This window comes from Shewanella sp. 1CM18E, from assembly GCF_023161665.1.
In the GTDB taxonomy this organism is placed as follows: Bacteria; Pseudomonadota; Gammaproteobacteria; order Enterobacterales; family Shewanellaceae; genus Shewanella.
On the sequence record NZ_JALNTW010000004.1, the window covers coordinates 362,853 to 382,095 of the forward strand.

Sequence of the window (19,243 nt, forward strand, 5' to 3'; positions counted from 1 at the left end):
AGAGCTAAGCTAATTATCTAGCTTAGCTCTTAAATTGAGTAATTCTCTCTAATACTACTCAGCATAAAGTGCCGCATTAAACGTTAGGCTTGAACTTTATTCTTGAAACAAGCTCTTATATTTCAATTGATAATAAGTACACAACAGGAATTCAAGATGCGCTTTATTCTATTACTAAGTAGCTTGCTTAGCCCTTTGGCTTTTGCAGCCATTACACCGGATGCGTTACAGCAAGTTAAAGCGGTGCATTTTAGTAGCGACAATGTAATAACCGCAGGCTTGCCAACCGAGTCTCAATTCAAGATGCTTAAAGAGTCAGGTGTTGATTTGGTCATTAACCTTATTCCCAAAGACAACCCTACAGGTTATACAAATGAAGCAGAGCTGGTTAAACAAGCAGGCATGGACTACGCACAAATTGATGTAGACTGGCAGCAGCCGACTCAAGAAAATGTGCAACAGTTTTTTGCCATCATGGATGCCAATCAAGATAAACAGATTTTAGTGCATTGCGCAGCCAACTACCGCGCATCGGCTTTCTATTACCTTTACCAGTTAAAGCAAGGCCAAGTCGACTCAACGGCTTACCAACAACAGGTCATGGCGCCTTGGGGCAACTTACCACAAACCTTTGCCAAGTATCCGCAGTGGCAACAGTTAATAGAGCAAGTTAAGCAAGATCTAAACTAATTACAGTAACTACGGTAACGACTGTAAAAACTGAATGTTAAGCGCCTTTCAAGGCGCTTTTTTATTGGCTATTTCAAAGCCATTACGCTGAATATATAAGCTCACTCAGCTTAGCTCTTACCCAACCAAAAACGTGATCTTGATCATTATCTTCAAACTGCTAATATAACCACCAAGAATTAGTTATACCAAAAAGAAATATAAAATCTATCCGCTAAGAATAACAATAAAGAGCCGAAGATAATGAGCAATCACAACGAGTTAACCCAGATCTATCTTGATGCTAATGCAACAACCCCTGTTTTACCTGAAGCGGCCTCCGCCGCTATGGCTGCGATGCAAACCCTTTTTGGTAATCCAAGTAGTAGCCATATAACAGGCTTAAAAGCGAAAGACTTAATGGAGCAAACTCGTCGTCGAGCACAAACTCTTCTTGGTACAGGCAAGGGCAAACTCATTTTTACCAGTGGGGCTACCGAAGGGATCCAAACCTCAATTTTATCTGCGCTTATTGCCGCAAAACCGCTTGTTGATGCAGCACTGCTTAGCGCGGATAAAAGTTATTGCGTGCTGTATGGTGCAACCGAGCATAAAGCTGTACCAGAATCATTAATACATTGGTTATCGGTACTGAATATCAAGGCTGAAGTCATTGCTATCCCAGTTGATGAGTATGGCATCTTAGATCACGAGTTTATTAGCCAGCACGCCGCTAATGCTTTAATGATTTGTACTATGGCAGTCAATAATGAAACCGGTGTATTTCAAGACCTGCAGTTATTAGAGCAAACCATTCGCACTGCTAACCCTAATATTTTCTGGATGGTTGATTGCGTACAAGCTTTAGGGAAAACCCAACTAGACTTACAAACAACCACTATCGACTACGCACCTTTTAGTGGTCATAAACTCTATGCGCCAAAAGGAATAGGCTTCGTTTATATCCGTGATAGCGCACCTTTTACGCCTTTTATTGCTGGCGGAGGGCAAGAGAGCGGTTTGCGCTCTGGTACCGAAAACTTACCCGGAATGGCGGCACTAAATGTTATCTTTGATATGTTATTACGCACCAGCAACTCTGCATTTTGCGATAGCCAAACCCTACACAACTACCGTAATCAGCTAGCTCAAACCTTAACAGAATGCTTTCCTCGAGTGGTATTTAACAACAGCTTTAATCATAGCGTTGCTACTACCCTTAACTTTGCCGTTCAAGGTTTTAGCAGCAAAGAGATTATGGATCTATTTGATGCCGCCAATATTCGTGTCAGCTCAGGCTCAGCTTGCAGCTCAAAAGTCACTCGTAGCTTTGTGCTCGACGCCATGGGGCTACCGGCATGGCAAAGCGAGTCTGCAATTAGAATGTCGTTCGGCCCTGCGATAACACAAGCTGAGGTTGACGCTGCCTGTCAGCGCATTAAGTCCGCATCCCAGGCATTAACCCAAAGCTGCATGTTGCTCGACGCGAGTAACGACGTAAATGCTAACAATGACATCAGCAATAAAGTGGCACTCGATGGCTTATTACAGCTACGTTTTGGCGCCAGCTGCACTTGGGTTTACGTTGACCAAGCCAGTAAGCAAGCGTTAATTATTGACCCATTACCAGAGCTGCAGCAAAGATTAGATACCTTGCTGCAATGCCAACAACTCAAGCCAGTAGCCATTATTGATACCCATGGTCATGCAGACCACCAATCGGGGCGTGAAGTGTTAGCCAATCGATACTTACCTGAGCAAGACTGTGACATTCTTGGCTGGCCTTATCTCGCTCAAACAACAAGCCATGCTGGTGAGCAATTTGATGCTATCAAAATTGGTAAAATGCAACTCATTAAAATACCCACTCCTGGGCACACTAGCGACAGTATCAGCTTAATCCTACGCACTTCAGCAGATGACAAACACGATAGTAGCTCTGCTCAATACGCATTTTGCGGTGACACCATTTTAATGGGGAGCTTAGGTAGAACTAACTTCGACTCAAGCTCAAGTGCGGCGTTATTTCATAGTCTTAAGCAACTAAAACGCACTATAACGAGTAACACGTTAATCTGTGCCAGCCACGACTATAACAACGAATTTACCACTCATCTGAATGCTGAAATGGCGCGTAATCCATTACTCAATGCGGTGCTCAATGACCAAATCACTGAAAACGATTTTATCGCCCGCAAAGCACAATTAGATAGTCACCTAGTTGATGAAGTCGGTAGCGAGATAATGTGTGGTGCCTACGTTGGCAATTGTGATAAATCGGCAATCAAAGAGTATGATGCAAACAGCTTAAACATTGCGATGAATGGCAACACAGCGTTGCGTATTATTGATATTCGAGAGCCTCACGAATACGCGCTCAATCACTCACAGGGCGCAAGTCAAAACGTACCATTAACGCGTTTAGTGCAATTTATACAAGAGCATCAACACCAAAAACAACAACCTTGGGTGTTGATTTGTCGCAGCGGTAGTCGCTCTCTTGTCGCAGCTCAAGCTATGCATCGTTTAGGTTTTTCACAGGTCGCTCACTTAAAAGGCGGTTATGCACTCAGTGCATAATGATCGCCGCCAGTAAAATGAATAACCCAATACTGGAGTTATTTAGCTAATACTATTTAGCCGCAAGAATGCTACTGCACTGCTGCGGCTTAACTTTTGGCTTTTTCTTTTTAGGTTTAGCTGCCGGCTTTTTCGGTTGCGGAGCGGGAGCACCTGTTAATTGCTGCTTCCACCAGCTAAGTTCATTACAACCATTGCCAGCACCTATTGGAGCCTGATTTTGGCAAAGAGTGTCACCTTCAGGACAATGCAAGCGTACATGCATATGATAGGTATGCCCCCACCAAGGGCGTACTTTTTTAAGCCAAGAATCGTCAGTTAATTTTAAATCACATAAGTGCTGTTTAATTACCGGACTGACAAAAATTCGCGCGACGCGTTTATCTTCGGCAGCCGTTTTGACCATTTGGGTTTGTGCATCAGACCATATCTGGGTATCAAGCAAAAACTTCTTTTTATCAACAAGCTTTAGTGGCTTAGGCTGCTCGCGTTCAGTTTTAGTTAATGGCTTAGTAGCTTGTTTAAACCAAATATCGACATCAAGACCTATTTGATGACTGCTATGGCCTTGAGTAAAATTACCGCCCCTAGGCATCGACATATCAGCAATTAATACATCATCTAACCCTTGCAGCTTTAGTGCCGAGGCATAGTTACTCACAAACTCTACTAGTGTTGAATGGCCATAATAACGCTGGCGCTCGGTGCGCAGCACTTGATAACCCTCTCCAGTTAACGGCAAAGCTTGGCCACCTTGTAAACAACCATTGGCGTAACTGCCTATCGCCCCCGCATTTTCACCATACGGAGTATCAATCTCTTCCCACGGGTTAGCACTAAGTGAACAGCTAGAAATTGTTATCCCTAATAAAGCTAGCAGTGTTAAATATCTGCGCATCATGCTCTTAAGTACCCAATCAGATTAATATCAATAAAGCTTAGGTGTTGAGTTAGTTTGAGCCCAGTTTTTCCTGCTTAAATTTTGATTGCTGAGCCATACTTTTAAAGCGAGCGTTTGATATAAAGCTATTACTCTTGCTTTAACCTGATGCAGACGCTACGACTATCTTCTAACTAACATTGCTTACATCATCATTTTTATGCTCGATACTTTGCCCTTGTTTTAGTCTTTGGTTTTGGTGGATATTCACTTCTAGCAAATTAATCAATTGCTGCAGACGCTCTAACTTTAGCTGACTTTCAAACACCGACTCTGCGCCAGCTAAAGTATCAGTAATCTCCAATGCTAACGTATAGATCCGCGCAGAGAAAAACACTTCAGCCTTATCACGAATCATACTCGCCAACTGACAAATATCAGCTGCATTATCATCATCGTAAGCCGCAATTAACTCAGTAATAGAGCCCTCTGCAAACTCGTTAAACTCCGCTATATGCTGGCTAAACGTTTCTGCATCAGCAAGTGCTGCACGCAACTGACGATAATCAATATCTGCTTCTGTCGTGTTAAGTTCTTGTGGTTGATGGCGCGATAAAGCAACGACTTTATTGTCGTTAGCCTTCAGCTGTTGCTCTTTGCCAATTAAGTGGGCGAACTGCGCTAATGCATCTCTAAAACTCTGCTCTTGCAATGGTTTAGTTAATACATGATTAGCTCCTGCGTTAATCATATTATCGTGCGCTTCTTTAAATACATCTGCAGTACAAGCAAAAACTGGCACCGATAAGTTTAATGTTTTACGTATGTATTCTGTCGCTTCAATACCGTCCATCTCTGGCATATGGTTATCCATAATAACCAAATCAAATGGCTTGGTTTTAAGGATATTAATCGCTTCAAGTCCGTTATAAGCAATTTCAACATTGTGGCCTAACCGTTGGCAAAAGGTCTTAGCAACCAGCGCATTAACCTTGTTATCTTCTGCAATAAGTATGCGAATATTCTCAGGCAAAGCCTGTTTAACTTTGCTCGTTTCACTCGAAGTATTCACTGGCATTTGTGCCCGCTCTAACGCGATAAAAATATCAAACCGAGTTCCTAAGCCAACTTTGCTCGAAACGGTTATCACGCCTCCCATCAGCTCTACCAGTTGCTTAACAATCGATAGACCTAATCCTGTGCCGCCATACTGACGAGTGGTCGATGACTCAGCCTGAATAAAGGGATCAAAAATACTGTCTAAACGTTCTTGTCTAATACCTATACCACTGTCTTGAATACACATAGCAACCCCTGAGGTGCCCGCCTCATTTACCGCTTGCTTAAATGACAAAGTCACTCGACCACTTTCGGTAAATTTTACAGAGTTGCTCAATAGGTTATAAATAATCTGCCTAACTCTAGCTTTATCGCCTTTAAATGATTGCGCCTCATTGATGCTATTTTTGACTTCAAAGCTTATGTCTTTCTCTGCACAAATCGGCTCATAGGTACTGATGATTGGTTCTATTACCGTTTTAAGCTGGAATAACTCATTTTCGAGACATAGCTTGCCTTCTTCGACCTTGGAAAAATCCAAAATATCATTTAATAACGATGTAAGGTGGTTGCCAGACTCTAAGAGGATTTGGATCTGCTGCCTGTGTTCTGGGTTTTCAAGATTAGGCTCAATAATCTGTGCCATCCCTAAAATACCGTTTAAAGGTGTACGTAATTCATGGCTCATCGTGGCTAAAAAAGTCGACTTAGCTTTATTTGATACATCGGCTTTAATTACCGCTTGTGCTAATTGGCTCTCCATCCTTTTGCGTGCGGTAGAGTCTCTTTCAACCGCAATAAAATGGGTGACCTGCCCCTTAGGGTTAATAATTGGATTGATGGCAATATCAATCCAGTATTCACTGCCATCTTTGTGATAATTAATCAGCTCAGACTTAATCGATTCTTGCCGATTAATGCCTTGACGGATCCTATCAACTTCTTGTTTAGATGTGTTTTTACCCTGCAATATTTTACCCGGCTTTTTACCTCTAATTTCTTCTGGTTTATAGCCTGACAAGGTTACAAAACCTTTGTTAACCCAAGTGATACAGCCGCTACTATCTGTAATAATAATCGCGTCTTGAGCGTGCTCAGCCACTAACGACAATTGCGCCTTTTCTTGTTCAATTTTAGATAAGTCATGCAGTATCTTACTTTCCTTTCGAGCTTGTTCGCGAAGCTGAATGCGGTAGTTAATGGCATATATTCCCAGTAAGCAAATACTCATCAATAGTAGATAGAACTTGATATCATCAACCAATACCAACCAAAACCTTGCCTGCTCAGCTATGCTGTCACTTACATTGGCATTAAACACTTGCTGACTTTTTAGCTTTATTTGCTCATCGAGTTTTGCCAATAGTTCAATATGTACAGCAAGGCTCTGATATTGGCTGGTGTTAAAAAGTGGGTTTTCTGAGGTATTAATTTGCGGATTGCCCGCAGCCAAAGCAAAAATGTGCATTTTACTATCAGCATCTGTGTAACTATTAAGTAAATCTTGCTGCAACAGGCTAACTGTGTGAACCGAGTACTCTTGGGAGATCTTCAGGCGTAATAAGGTTTCTAAGTTGGCGATGAGCTCCTTAACTGTCGATGAATATTGCTTTGCATGCTCTCGCATATTTTCATCAATAATAATTGAGCTACCGATTTTTGAGGCGTGTAATGGTTGTAAACGCTGCTGTAATTGTTGAACTTGGCGCTCAACATTCACTAACGATTGAGTGATTTTGTCGTAACTGTGATTATCGCTAACCTTAACTTTATAAACTTGATCTCGGATAAACTGCACTTGATGGCTAAGTTCGGTATAGGCGTATTGATACTGCTGTACCAAATTCAACTTTGCAAATAAGGTTGCCAGCACTAATAGTACCGCCACAGCCATAATCACTGAAGCATAACTCTTTTGCTGATAGCTTAAGGGTTTCATTGATTAAGCTCCTTAATAACACTTGGCACTGGCGCTGAAAGTGAATTTAGAAAAGCCACCAGCTCAATCAGGGTTGCAGGTTCGAGCTCTTTACCAAGTTGCACTCTTGCCATCACAATTACAGCCTCTTCCAGACTCGCTGCACTGCCATCATGAAAATACGGTGGAGTATCGGCAACATTGCGTAAGCTCGGCACCCTAAACACATGCTTGTCATTACTTTGCTGAGTAATTGAGAATCGACCTAAATCTTCGCTTTCTGTTGCAACAGCATGCACGTTGCCAAACTTTTGAAATAAGTTGCCACCAATATTTTGTCCTTGATGGCAATAAATACAGCCTAAGGAGCGGAATTTATGCCAACCATTTAGTGCGGTTGCTGACAACGCCTTCTCATCTCCATTGAGGTAATCATCAAATGCTGAGCCGGGGGTATTAAGCTGCATCATAAAACTTACGATGGCATGCTTAATTGTGGTTTCAGTAATACCATCGGCATACACTTGGTTGAAGGCTGCTTTATAACTAGGGATCTCAGCCAAGCGATTACGGATTGCTTGCCAGTTACTATCCATTTCTAACGGATTGTGAATAGGTCCATCGATTTGTTCATGTAAGCTGTTCGCTCTGCCGTCCCAAAAAAATCGGGTGTTAAATGCAACGTTGAATACTGTGGGAGAATTACGGTTACCTTGACCATTTACTCCAGTCGATACGGCAATAAGCTCAGCGCCGTTATCCGCAATATGATGGCAAGATTCACAGCTAACCTCACCGTTTGACGATAAGCGAGGGTCTAAAAATAGCCGCATCCCCAGCTTAAGCATCGGTTTTTGTTCAGGAGTAATTACGCTTACAGGAATGGCAGAAACAGAAAAGGGATCGCTTGAAAGAGTCTTAGAGTTCCAAGCTTCTGCCGACTTGGCAACCGAGGGTAAGCTGGCATCAACCTGACTCACTGTGACATACAGATATAAACTAAATGCCAACACTAGAATCGCGGCTAAGCTCCAGCGTAACTTAAATAGCACATTGCACCTCCCTTGCACTGATAGCAATCATCCATAATTGCCCTGCACTGAGTGTAGTGAAGCCAGCTCAAATAGCCAATTTAGTGAACATTTGCTAAGCCGTCGCTAACTGACTGGTGAACCATTTTATATAGAGAAACAGCAAAACTAAGTTATAGATAAAACAAGCAAGTAAACAGATAGGCAAAAAATGCGGAGCAGTCCTGCTCCGCGTACTAAATATACCAAACCTCTAGGAGCACTATTTACTTGTGTAGGTTAGGCATAACCTTGAGAAAAACTCATCGACTAGCAAATAATGTGCATAAAATCTGTTGGTAAACCGTAGCTAAAAAAACCAAGAATATATGATGGCAGACTAATGCATCACTGACTTTCTCAGATTTTCTCCACCGTCCAGATGGAGTGTTATTCAAATAAAGCGGCCACAACATAAATGGATTATGGCCGCTTAGAGCTTAGTTACGCCCTTGGTAAATCCAACGATACATTGTTGGCAACACTAACAATGTCAGCGCTGTTGAGCTAAACAAGCCACCAATAATCACCACAGCTAAAGGCTGCTGAATTTCACTACCGACACCGGAAGATAACAAAATAGGAATTAAGCCTAATGCCGATGTTAACGCCGTCATCAATACTGGACGTAAACGGCCAACAGTTCCTTCATAAACGGCCTCATAGAGTGAAGAGTCAGTTTCATTAATCACCATTTTACGGCGCTGATTAATTGAATCCACCAGCACTACCCCGTTAAGCACTGCCACACCAAATAGAGTGATAAAGCCAATCGAGCTAGGCACAGATAAGTAAGTGCCGCTAACAAATAACGCAACCACACCACCAATCAAAGCTAAAGGTACGTTAGCCATAATCAAACCAACTTGCTTTACCGAACCAAATGAGAAGAACAGTAACAAGGCAATTAGCGCGATAGAGATAGGTACAACCAACATTAGCTTTTGCTGTGCACGCTGCTGGTTCTCATATTGACCACCGACCACTACAGTGTATCCCGGTGGTAGGTCAGCCTTTGGCACAATAGCGTAAATATCATTTACCACTGAGCCCATGTCACGGTCAGCCACGTTAGCTTGCACCACTACACGGCGCTGCACATCATCACGGCGAATATTCGGCGGTGCCATTTCAATGGCAACATCCGCGACCTCACCTAAACGTACATTTGCCCCACTAACACCGGTTAGTAATAGATCTTCAATCGCATCAGGTGAGCTACGGTACTTTTCAGCTAAGCGCACATAAATGTCGTAACGCGCATTACCATCAATCACTTGCCCAGCACTGCCGCCACCAATTCCTTGACTAACCAATGCCATCACTTCATCGACGCTAATACCATAGCGTGCTAGTTGATCACGCTTAGGGCGCACGACTAACTGCGCTTCGCCGCTCACCTGCTCAAGCGATACATCCACCGCACCTGGAATTTGCGCCACTAAATCAGTTAACACCTGACCACGCTCAGACAGTACATCTAAGTCTGGGCCAAAGATCTTAATCGCTAGCTGCGCTTTAACACCCGATAGTAGTTCGTCAACGCGAGTGGCAATTGGCTGAGAGAAGGTGAACAATAAACCTGGATAAACGTTAAGCTTGTGCTCCATTTTACGCTGTAATTCAAAACGGTTGCTGGCACTGGTCCATTCATCAACAGGCTTAAGACCGATATAAATCTCGATGTTATTCACCGGCTCTGGGTCGCCACCTAATTCAGCGGCGCCAATACGGCTCAGCGCATAGTTAACCTCAGGGAACTCAAGTATTAACGCCTCAAGCTTTGGTGCCACATCAAGAGATGTTCCTAAACTTGCTGTTGGCGCTAAGGTCACACGTAAGTTAATGGTGCCCTCTTCAAGCTCAGGCACAAACTCAGTACCCAGTCTTGGTAGTAACATCATACTCAAGGCGAACATCACCACTGAGGCACTCAATAGTACCTTTGGATGTGCCATCGTCGTGCTCAGCAATTTACGATATAGCGCTTCAATTGGCTTAAGCGCTGCGCTTTCACGTAACACCACACCGCGATTAAACAGATAAACCGCTAATGCAGGCACAGCGATTAATGCCACTAATAGTGCAGAAAGCATGGCTAAAATAATACTCACAGCCATTGGCTGGAATAATTTACCTTCAACGCCTTCAAGGGCAAACAGCGGCGCAAATACCACGATAATAATTGCGGTCGCAAAGAAGATTGGGCTGCATACTTCTTTTGCTGCCAACATCACTTGGCCAACAATACCTGAGCTTGGTGCCGGATCATCTTGTTTCCCCTTACTCGATTGAGTTAAGTGCTTGAAGATGTTTTCCACCATTACCACCGAGCCATCTACCAACATACCAATGGCGACCGCGAGACCACCAAGCGACATTAAGTTGGCCGACATTCCAAAGTAAGACATGACTAGCAATGCTAGACCGATTGAAACTGGAATAGACAACAGCACCAGTAAGGTCGCACGAATATTGACAAGGAACAGCGCTAAGATCACCACAATAAACATAAACGCCATTAATAGCGCGTCACGTACAGTGCTTACCGCTTGGTTCACTAAGTCTGATTGATCGTAGAAGACTTCAAATGACACACCGTCAGGCAAAGCCTGCTCAATCATGGCAGTGCGTTCACTAATGTCGTCGATAGTTTCCTTGGTATTGGCGCCCATACGTTTAAGCACAACGCCAGCAACCACTTCACCTAAGTTTTGCGTACTGCCTGCTTCGTCACGGCGAGTCATGGTCACTGCGCCGACACGAATTTCACTGCCGTAATCGACTTTAGCAATATCACCAATGCGCACTGGCGTGCCTGCAACTTCGGTTAATGGAATTTGTGCAATCGCTTTAAGGCCTGCATCACCTGCTGGCAACATGCCGTAACCGCGCACCACTAATTGCTCTTGCCCCTGGTCCATAAACCAGCCGCCAGCGTTACGGTTATTGCTCTCTAACGCGCTAGTCACTTGCGCCATTGATAAGCCGTAACTCATCAGCTTATTAGGCTCAATTTGCACTTGGTATTGACGGACTTCACCACCAAATGACAAGACTTCAGTTACGCCACCAACTGGCATCAGCAACAGCTTAACCATGTAGTCGTTAATACTACGTAGCTCTGACGCATCTACGCCCGACTCCGGCGTTGCACGTAAGATGTATTGATAGATTTGCCCAAGACCTGAGGTGTTAGGGCCGATTTCAGGCACCCCAACACCATCAGGGATCATTTCACGAGCCGCTTGTAACTGCTCAAACACCTGTTGACGCGCAAAATAAATGTCGGTGCCTTCGGCAAATACGACCGTCACAATCGACAGACCGGTACGTGAAAGTGAACGAACTTCGGTTACCTCAGGCAAAGCGTACATGGCCGATTCAACGGGGTAGCTGATCAGTTTTTCAACTTCTTCAGCCGCTAAGCCTTCAGCGGCGGTGTTTACCGTCACCTGCACGTTAGTCACGTCAGGAAAGGCATCTAAGTTCAATTTAGGTAACATGGCAACGCTGGCAACAATCAGACCCAGCAGTGCAAGTACTACTATCAGACGGTTGCGTACCGCAACGTCTATGAGTTTTTGTAACATAGCAGTCGCCTCTTAGTGGTTATGAATATCGAAGCCAGATTTGGCTTGCTCTGATGCTAGGAAGAACGCACCAGAGATCACCACCTGCGCATCTTTAGCTAAGCCGCGCACTAAGTTCATGCCGCGCTGACGCTCAACCACTTCAATCTCAACCCCTTCAAAGCCTTCTGCGCCTTGAATAAATACCTGCCAATGGCCATCGCTGCTGCGAGTTAATGCCGAATCCGGTAAAATTACCCCGCCTTCTGACGCATCTGGCAGATACAATTCAGCAAATTGCCCCGCATGTAATACATGGCCCGCATTTTCAAATGCCACTAAAATTTGTTCTGTGCGAGTCACGCTATCAAGCTCATGCGAGCGACCAATAATGGTGCCCTCTAGGCTCTTATCACCCACCTTAACCACAGTCTTGCTGCCGATACTGACTTTTTCAGCCTGTACAGGCGTCAGCTCTGCTTCTACCCATAGGTGAGACTCATCGGTTAGTTGCATCAAGGCTGTGCCTGCTGGCACGATTTGCCCTAGCATGGCGATATCTTTTTGTACGCGGCCACTGATTGGCGCGATTAGCTGGTAGCTACCTATGGTTTCTGGTGCATCGGCTAGCGCTTTAATCTGTGCTGATGTCATTTTCATCGCTTCTAGCGTGGCACGCTTAAGCTCAGCATCAACTTGCGCTTGTAAGCGGCGGCTCGCACTGACAGCGCTGGCGCTCATGCGTTTAACTCGGCTCCATTCTGCAGCGGCATTAATATAGTCAGCTTGTGCCTGTGCAACGGCAACACCGCCCAATGTCAGTAACACATCGCCCTTATTCACTTCTTGCCCCGGCACTACGCTGCGCTTAAGTACACGCACATCAACCTGTGGTGCAATAGTCACGGTTCTGTCTCTATCAACCACTAAAGTAGCAGTTGCCACAGCCTCTAAGCTAAAGGTTTGCTCACTTAACTGCGCAACTTTAATGCCCGCTAAGTTTTTTTGCTCCGATGTTAATACAATGCCATGGCTATCTTCAGCTTCTTCCACGCCATGACCGTGGCCATCATCAGCCTCTTTAACAACCTTAACCACAGCAGCTTCTGCGCCGTGATCATGTCCATCACCAGCGGTTGCAATTGCAGGCAACGCCAATGCTGTAGACAAGGAGATGAACAAGCCAAAACTCATTGCTCGAGTAATGGCATTTAAACCGAAAAGATTAAAGTTAGAGGTATTCAATTTCACTGCGCAATTCATATCGGTACACATCGCTTTTTGTGTGACTAGATTAGTTTTTGTTTTCATTTTCAAAGCCCTTATTTATTCTGCACCGGAGCTGATGCAACAGCACCTTGACTTGGTAATTGGCGATTCAAGTAATCTTCTAATTGCCCGCTATCGCCCATCCAACTGAGCCAGCTCTTATAAAGAGCTGATTCGAGCGACAAGCCGGCTAAATAGCTGCCACTCATTTGCCTTTGGCTTTGCAGATAATCACTGGTGTTGATGTCGCCAGACTGCCATTGTTGTGACAATGACTTTGCTGCCTGAGCACCTGAGGTTAGAACAAGCTCACTCCAGTCTTGGTAACGTGCAGCAAGCCTTGGAAAGCTCAATGAAAACTGCGCTTGTTGCTGCAGTAAGGCTCGCTCTTGGGCCAGATATGTTTGCTCGGCAATGATGATGCCTTGATTGGCAACGGCAATCGCCTCGCTATAGTTATTGCGGATCTGCAGGGGAATAGATAAGCCAAGCCCTACCTTATTTTCATTACCTTCGCGCTCTGCGCTTAGGCTAATACTCGGGTCGGCACTTGTATCTGCTTTGGCTTGCTCTGCAGTGACCTTTGCCACTAACACTTGCTGGTAAGCACTTTTGAGTGCCGGCAATTGTGGCGATACCTCAAGGTTACTGGCTTGCTGAGTTAAGCTATTAACAAAATCAGCAAACGGCAGATCATGCTCACCAAACAAGGCTAGAACGGTACCGTCAGCGGCGATAGACTCTTGCTCAGCTAACGCGTAATCAGCAGCATTACTAGCCACATCAAGCTGCATAAGTTGCAATTCAACGCTCGACAAGTCACCCACTTCTGTACGTTGACGGGCGATATCAAGCTGGCCTTTAGCTAAGTTAAACTGCTGCTGTTGAAACTCTAATGCTTTACGTGCTTGGCTTTGATTGGTCAAAGCTTGCAGTCTTTCGGCTAACATTTGGTTACGCTCAAGCGTGATACTCGAAAATAGGATCTCACTTTCAAGCTGAGCAATACGAGTCGCCACGCCGCGCTTGTTACCCCAATCAATGGTTTGGCTGATATCAATGCTATAGGTATCTTCTGTCGCATTTTGATAGCCCAAACCTAGCTCAGGGTTATAAACAGCTTTATCGGCGGCCGCGATACTGAGCTTAGCTTGTTCAGCCTGCGCGGCCTGCGCTTGCACTTCAGGTAAATTATTAAAGCGTGCCATCACTTGTGGCAGCCATTGGCTAAACTGAGCATTTGGCTCAATTTGCTGTGCTTGAACTACTGCGCTTGCCATTACTGCTGAGGTCATTGCGCCATTTTCAGTGGTTGCAGCAATAGCAATATTAGTCGCACCGCCTAAGATGCTTAGCAGCAGACTCGCGATTATCGTTTTTTTCATCAAAAATCCTGTTACCCAGTAATAAGCACGTGATTGCTCGGGCCTAGCAATAGCGCTAGCCGGAAGTTCAAAGGCGTGATTACAAGGGCCTAAATCAATATTAGCTTGGTGTAGATTTAGCCAGTCAACCTGATTCAGTAACGCTCGAGATCAGTAAGTTAACCGCAAAAAACACACAGTATTTGATAGAGATTTAACGACATTGAAGTATGACTTTTATGCCAATATCCGGGCGAGTAAAAGCGCCAATATAAGCATGAGTTAAAGCGTTAATATCACAGCCGAATCAGCAGTAATGATTAAGACTTAGTGGAAACTTCAATATCGAAGGATTAAACGATTGGAGGGCGGTAATTAGGAAGTTGTTCAGGGGGTAGATATTGGCCATCAATGCTATTTAGCACATCACCAACCGGAACTGATGGAACGATTGCAACGTGAGACATAGCAGTGACATGACCACCATGACACGGACAATCTAAACAAAGGTCAAAGCTCTTAGATTCAGTTTTACTTACCGTATGGCTATGAGCAACTTCTAGCTCAGCTGCTTGCTCCGGCGAATCAAATGCACAAGCGCAATCAACACACTCTGCAAGCGTAATCACATCAGCGGTAAATTGAATATGCGGATGCGGTGCACTTTCCTCTTCATGATCTCCCAAATGTAACTGGTGCATGCCAAGGTTGCCGCCTGCAAATTGCAGAACAACAACGGCAATCAGCGCAGCTGCCATTTTGTATAGAGATTGAGGAGTAAATAGACGCAAAGTTGACCTATTGTATTATTGGCTATGCTACTGCATTAGCTAGCGGTAACATTTCTGACCCGCATAATAAACGAAAGTTCACTGCAAACAAGATATTATCGAGTTGTTAGTGAACTTGCTCTCACTTTCTTTTTTTACTAATTAAGTAATTAATATTTACTTAAATACGCAATGTTTAGCGTAGTCAGTGGCTTCATTAGCCGTCCAATCACCTGATGGTTTTTCTTTCATTTGCTTGCACCAAGCTTCACTGCCTACTTCAGGAGCACAGGCGCTTAGGCCAAAAACTAATGCACAAACTAATGACAAACCAGACAGCTTAGATAACGACATGGGTAAATCCTTCTAAAATGATGACTAAAATTAAATCTGCTTAGAGCGATTATAACAAGATCCACGTTAAGTTCGCGCAGCTATCCATTCTATAGCCAACTCTTTTTGCTCTAATGGATACCATGCAACTTCGCCTTGCATAAACGGTCCCATCAACCTCACTGCATTACCAAACCAATCAGGCCCGCCAACCAGCACTAAGGCATCAAAATTAGGTAATTGCACTTCGCCACTACCGGTTAACGATTGTTGTTGCCAGCCTTCAAGCAACACGTCTGCTTCTACGTAAATACAAATCTTGCCGCTTGAGTCGCGGTAGCTTTCAATAAGCGGCTGCATTATCTGGCCATAATCTTCGGTAGATAAGCGCCCACTGGCAAATAAACTGATCACACCCTCAGTAATATCAGGGATCTTACACAGCATACTTCGGCTCCGTAATTATCAATAGTGATTGGAACATTGCTTGATAATAGCAAACCCGCCGCTAAGGAAAAGTTAAGCATTGCCTTATTTCGACTAAAAGTCTGTTAATATTGAGCAAAGGAAATTTAAGAGCCTACGCCTAGTTACGCGTAAGGTAAACCATCAATAATAGGCGTACTGCTTTGGCACTTATCAAAATATCAAATTCAGTATCGATTCAAGACAGTGAGCTAGAATGGCAATTCATTCGCTCAAGTGGTGCAGGCGGGCAACATCTCAATAAAGTGTCTACTGCTGCCCAGCTTATTTTTGATATTAGCAGCTCTTCACTACCTGAGTTTTATCAGCAACGCTTACTTGCCAAAGCTGACCATCGCATTACCAAAAGCGGCAAAATCATTATTAAGTGCCAACAAAGTCGCAGCCAAGACTTTAATCGCCAAACCGCGCTTGAACAATTTATTGCTTTAGTCACCAGTGTTAATAATGTGCAGAAAAAGCGCATTGCAACCAAACCGACTAAAGGTAGCCAACGCCGCCGAGTCGATGCTAAAAAGCAAAAAGGGGCAACTAAAGCCCTAAGGCAAAACAAAGCCAGTTACTAGCAACCAAAGCAGCAAAGTTACATTTTTTACCTTTCACAGAACAATAATCGACAAACCAACGTTTTTTTGTTGAAATCAGTGGTAAAGGTAAACTGTTCTTTACCGCCACACTTATGTATTGCAAGGGAATTTCCATGAGCAACCAAGCAAAAATCTTATTAGTTAATGGTCCTAATTTAAATTTACTTGGGCGCCGTGAACCCGGACATTATGGCCACCATACGCTTGACCAAATTGTGCAGGAGCTCACTCAAAGTGCAACACAGGCCAATGTTCAGTTAGAGCATATCCAGTCAAACGCCGAGCACTTATTAATTGAAGCAATCCATAACACTGATGCAGATATGATTATTATCAACCCTGCTGCTTTTACTCATACCAGTGTTGCGCTGCGTGATGCGTTACTTGGTGTAGCGATTCCCTTTATTGAAGTGCACCTTTCAAACGTGCATAGTCGCGAACCATTCCGCCATCATTCTTACTTTTCAGATAAAGCTATCGGCGTTATTTGTGGATTAGGCGCCCAAGGCTACCAGTTTGCTCTGCAAGCCGCTGTTGCACGCTTAAGCACTTCAGACAAACATTAAGGTCTAGTCTCGTATGGATATTCGTAAAATCAAAAAACTCATCGAGTTAGTGCAAGAATCAGATATTGCTGAACTTGAAATAAAAGAAGGTGAAGAGTCAGTACGTATTTGTCGCCATAGCCCGGTACCTATACAAGCTAATAACCAGACTTACCTTGCCCCCGCTAGTAGCGTCGCTGCAGCAATACCTAACCAACAAATCAAACGTAATAATAGTGATTCTGATAATAGCTATAACGACGATGAGCCACACCAGCTAATCTCGCCTATGGTCGGTATTGTTTATCTAATTGATAAGCAAAGCCAAGCTCCACTTTGCCATGTGGGTCAAACAGTGAAGGCTGGCGATATCGTTTGTATCATTGAAGCTATGACTATGAGTAACCGTATTGCAGCAGATAAAGACGGTGTGATTAGTGCCATTTTAGTTGATGACGGCCAAGCGATTGATTTTGAGCAGCCGCTAATCGAAATAGAGTAATAACCAACACGATAAATCCATTGGGTAGCTAATAATCTACTAATCTAAATATTCGGCTGAACAAGCTTCAATAAAGGACTCTAATGCAATGATATTAATTACCGGCGCTAGCAGTGGTTTAGGAGCTTCTTTAGCTCAACTTTATGCCGAGCAAGATGATATTGCAATTACAGGGCGTAATGCTGAACGTTTAGCACAAGTTGCCGAATCTATTAAACCTCAGACTAATTCCTATGTTTGCGACTTAAGCGACGAGCAATCGGTTGCGCACCTATTTGACGCCTTACCAAGCACGCCGAGTATGATTATCCACTGCGCAGGCAGCGGTTACTTTGGTCCAATCGAGACTCAATCAGTAACGCAAATCAAGCAACTACTAGACAACAATATTACCTCTGCGGTTTTGATGCTTCGCGAAGCTGTTAAACGCTATAAAGACCAAGCAGTTACAGTCGTCATTGTGATGTCTACAGCAGCACTTGCCGCTAAAGCCGAAGAGTCAACATACTGTGCAGCAAAATGGGCGGTAAAGGGCTTAGTAGAATCAGTACGATTAGAGCTAAAAACAAGTCCAATGAAGCTAATAGCAGTTTACCCAGGCGGTATGGATACCGGCTTTTGGCCCACCAGTGGAAAACCGGCAAATACCGAGAGTTTTATGAGTGCAACCGAAGCGGCCACAATGCTAAAACAAGCACTACAAGCCAGTGAACACGGTTATATTAGCGATATCACTATAACCCGTGGCTAGTAGCTATTTTTCTATTGGAGCGAAAATTCGCTCCTAACAAGCCTGCAGAAGTCACTCTTAAAAATAAAATGAAATAACTGAGCTATTTTCTATACTTAGCTATCTACACCAATCAATATAAGTGTATATCGTCCCTGCTTTGCTAATTTATAAGGAGTATAAATGCGCAATTGCCTATTATTTCTGTTCGCTTCAGCTATTTGCATATTTATCGCTTACAACCTGTACTTGTTTGTTATGCCAAGCGTAAAAGTAGTCAATCAATCAGGGCAGATCCTCACCCGAGTAGAAATTTCACTCCCCAGCAATAACCTCGTATTTGATAATATCGCTCCAAGTAAAACAGCCCGCATTCATCACAGCACAGATCAGGCCGATGGAGAATATGCCTACCGCATACGCTTATCGTCAGGTGAATACATAAATGGTCGATGCGGCTCAGTGACTCATGACCAATACATGAAAGTGCTTGAGCTAACTATTGATAGCGAAGACAAGGTTAGCTGTATAGAGTAGCCCTACTGAAATAATACCAAACAGTCTTTTACAAGTGCCCAAACGCAACTCTTCTCCGATGCCATCCATGGCATTCGAGGATAAGTACTTCCTGCACAAAAAAGCCACCTGCTTTTATCATATAAGAGTAGGTGGCTTCTTCACTTAATTTAAAGTCTGGAAATAATCTAAGCGAAAACATAGGTACTGAACCTCACTACGTTCGGACTTTCTATATTCAAGTTGTCATCTTTCCAGACAATATCGCAGACGCAAAAAAGCCCGCTACAATTGTAGCGGGCTTTCTCGTTATTTTGCGCCTGGAAATGACCTACTCTCACATGGGGAGACCCCACACTACCATCGGCGATATTGCGTTTCACTTCTGAGTTC

17 protein-coding genes are annotated in these 19,243 nt (G+C 43.9%); 7 read left to right on the forward strand and 10 right to left on the reverse strand.

Going from position 1 to position 19,243, the window contains the following annotated elements:
• The first annotated feature begins 156 nt into the window (after positions 1–156).
• Together MSG37_RS08760 and MSG37_RS08765 are read left to right on the forward strand one after the other, a co-directional pair.
• Entirely contained in the window at positions 157–690 is a 534-nt protein-coding gene (locus MSG37_RS08760) for a protein tyrosine phosphatase family protein (protein ID WP_248470212.1), read from the forward strand.
• Between the two features lie 243 nt (positions 691–933).
• Positions 934–3,249, forward strand: a complete 2,316-nt coding sequence (locus tag MSG37_RS08765) for an aminotransferase class V-fold PLP-dependent enzyme (RefSeq protein WP_248470213.1) — start codon at positions 934–936, stop codon at positions 3,247–3,249.
• 52 nt (positions 3,250–3,301) lie between these two features.
• On the opposite strand, the gene mepA is transcribed toward MSG37_RS08765, so the two are convergent.
• The 9 genes from mepA to MSG37_RS08810 all read right to left on the reverse strand — a co-directional run bounded on the left by mepA (position 3,302) and on the right by MSG37_RS08810 (position 15,931).
• The gene (mepA, locus tag MSG37_RS08770) at positions 3,302–4,147 is read right to left on the reverse strand and encodes a penicillin-insensitive murein endopeptidase (RefSeq protein ID WP_248470214.1); all 846 of its coding nucleotides are present in this window, start codon (positions 4,145–4,147) and stop codon (positions 3,302–3,304) included.
• Between the two features lie 172 nt (positions 4,148–4,319).
• Positions 4,320–7,127, reverse strand: coding sequence for an ATP-binding protein (locus MSG37_RS08775; RefSeq protein ID WP_248470215.1), 2,808 nt, complete (start codon positions 7,125–7,127; stop codon positions 4,320–4,322).
• A complete protein-coding gene (locus MSG37_RS08780) occupies positions 7,124–8,158 on the reverse strand; it encodes a cytochrome c peroxidase (protein ID WP_248470217.1) in 1,035 nt (344 codons plus the stop codon). The genes MSG37_RS08775 and MSG37_RS08780 overlap by 4 nt, the downstream gene beginning before the upstream one ends.
• Before the next feature lie 458 nt (positions 8,159–8,616).
• Positions 8,617–11,769, reverse strand: coding sequence for a CusA/CzcA family heavy metal efflux RND transporter (locus MSG37_RS08785; RefSeq protein ID WP_248470218.1), 3,153 nt, complete (start codon positions 11,767–11,769; stop codon positions 8,617–8,619).
• A 12-nt stretch (positions 11,770–11,781) separates the two neighbouring features.
• A complete protein-coding gene (locus tag MSG37_RS08790; RefSeq protein WP_248470252.1) occupies positions 11,782–12,942 on the reverse strand; it encodes an efflux RND transporter periplasmic adaptor subunit in 1,161 nt (386 codons plus the stop codon).
• A gap of 128 nt (positions 12,943–13,070) precedes the next feature.
• Positions 13,071–14,402: a TolC family protein gene (locus MSG37_RS08795; RefSeq protein ID WP_248470219.1), complete on the reverse strand. Its 1,332-nt coding sequence runs from the start codon at positions 14,400–14,402 to the stop codon at positions 13,071–13,073.
• A 332-nt stretch (positions 14,403–14,734) separates the two neighbouring features.
• Positions 14,735–15,139 (reverse strand): hypothetical protein, encoded by a 405-nt coding sequence (locus MSG37_RS08800; protein WP_248470253.1) that lies wholly within the window; start codon positions 15,137–15,139, stop codon positions 14,735–14,737.
• Between the two features lie 189 nt (positions 15,140–15,328).
• On the reverse strand, positions 15,329–15,505 hold the full coding sequence (locus MSG37_RS08805) for a DUF3012 domain-containing protein (protein WP_248470220.1): 177 nt from the start codon (positions 15,503–15,505) through the stop codon (positions 15,329–15,331).
• A gap of 66 nt (positions 15,506–15,571) precedes the next feature.
• Entirely contained in the window at positions 15,572–15,931 is a 360-nt protein-coding gene (locus tag MSG37_RS08810) for an STAS/SEC14 domain-containing protein (protein ID WP_248470221.1), read from the reverse strand.
• Positions 15,932–16,113: 182 nt separating this feature from the next.
• On the opposite strand from MSG37_RS08810, the gene arfB reads away from it, so the two are divergent.
• The 5 genes from arfB to MSG37_RS08835 all read left to right on the forward strand — a co-directional run bounded on the left by arfB (position 16,114) and on the right by MSG37_RS08835 (position 18,871).
• A complete protein-coding gene (arfB, locus tag MSG37_RS08815; protein WP_248470222.1) occupies positions 16,114–16,536 on the forward strand; it encodes an alternative ribosome rescue aminoacyl-tRNA hydrolase ArfB in 423 nt (140 codons plus the stop codon).
• Positions 16,537–16,670: 134 nt separating this feature from the next.
• Positions 16,671–17,123, forward strand: a complete 453-nt coding sequence (gene aroQ, locus MSG37_RS08820; protein WP_248470224.1) for a type II 3-dehydroquinate dehydratase — start codon at positions 16,671–16,673, stop codon at positions 17,121–17,123.
• 13 nt (positions 17,124–17,136) lie between these two features.
• On the forward strand, positions 17,137–17,604 hold the full coding sequence (gene accB, locus MSG37_RS08825; protein WP_248470225.1) for an acetyl-CoA carboxylase biotin carboxyl carrier protein: 468 nt from the start codon (positions 17,137–17,139) through the stop codon (positions 17,602–17,604).
• An 88-nt stretch (positions 17,605–17,692) separates the two neighbouring features.
• A complete protein-coding gene (locus MSG37_RS08830; RefSeq protein WP_248470226.1) occupies positions 17,693–18,355 on the forward strand; it encodes an SDR family NAD(P)-dependent oxidoreductase in 663 nt (220 codons plus the stop codon).
• A 162-nt stretch (positions 18,356–18,517) separates the two neighbouring features.
• Positions 18,518–18,871: a hypothetical protein gene (locus MSG37_RS08835; protein ID WP_248470227.1), complete on the forward strand. Its 354-nt coding sequence runs from the start codon at positions 18,518–18,520 to the stop codon at positions 18,869–18,871.
• Between the two features lie 167 nt (positions 18,872–19,038).
• Here MSG37_RS08835 and MSG37_RS08840 read toward each other — a convergent pair.
• A partial coding sequence (locus tag MSG37_RS08840; RefSeq protein WP_248470228.1) for a hypothetical protein occupies positions 19,039–19,243 on the reverse strand: 205 nt, incomplete at its 5' end.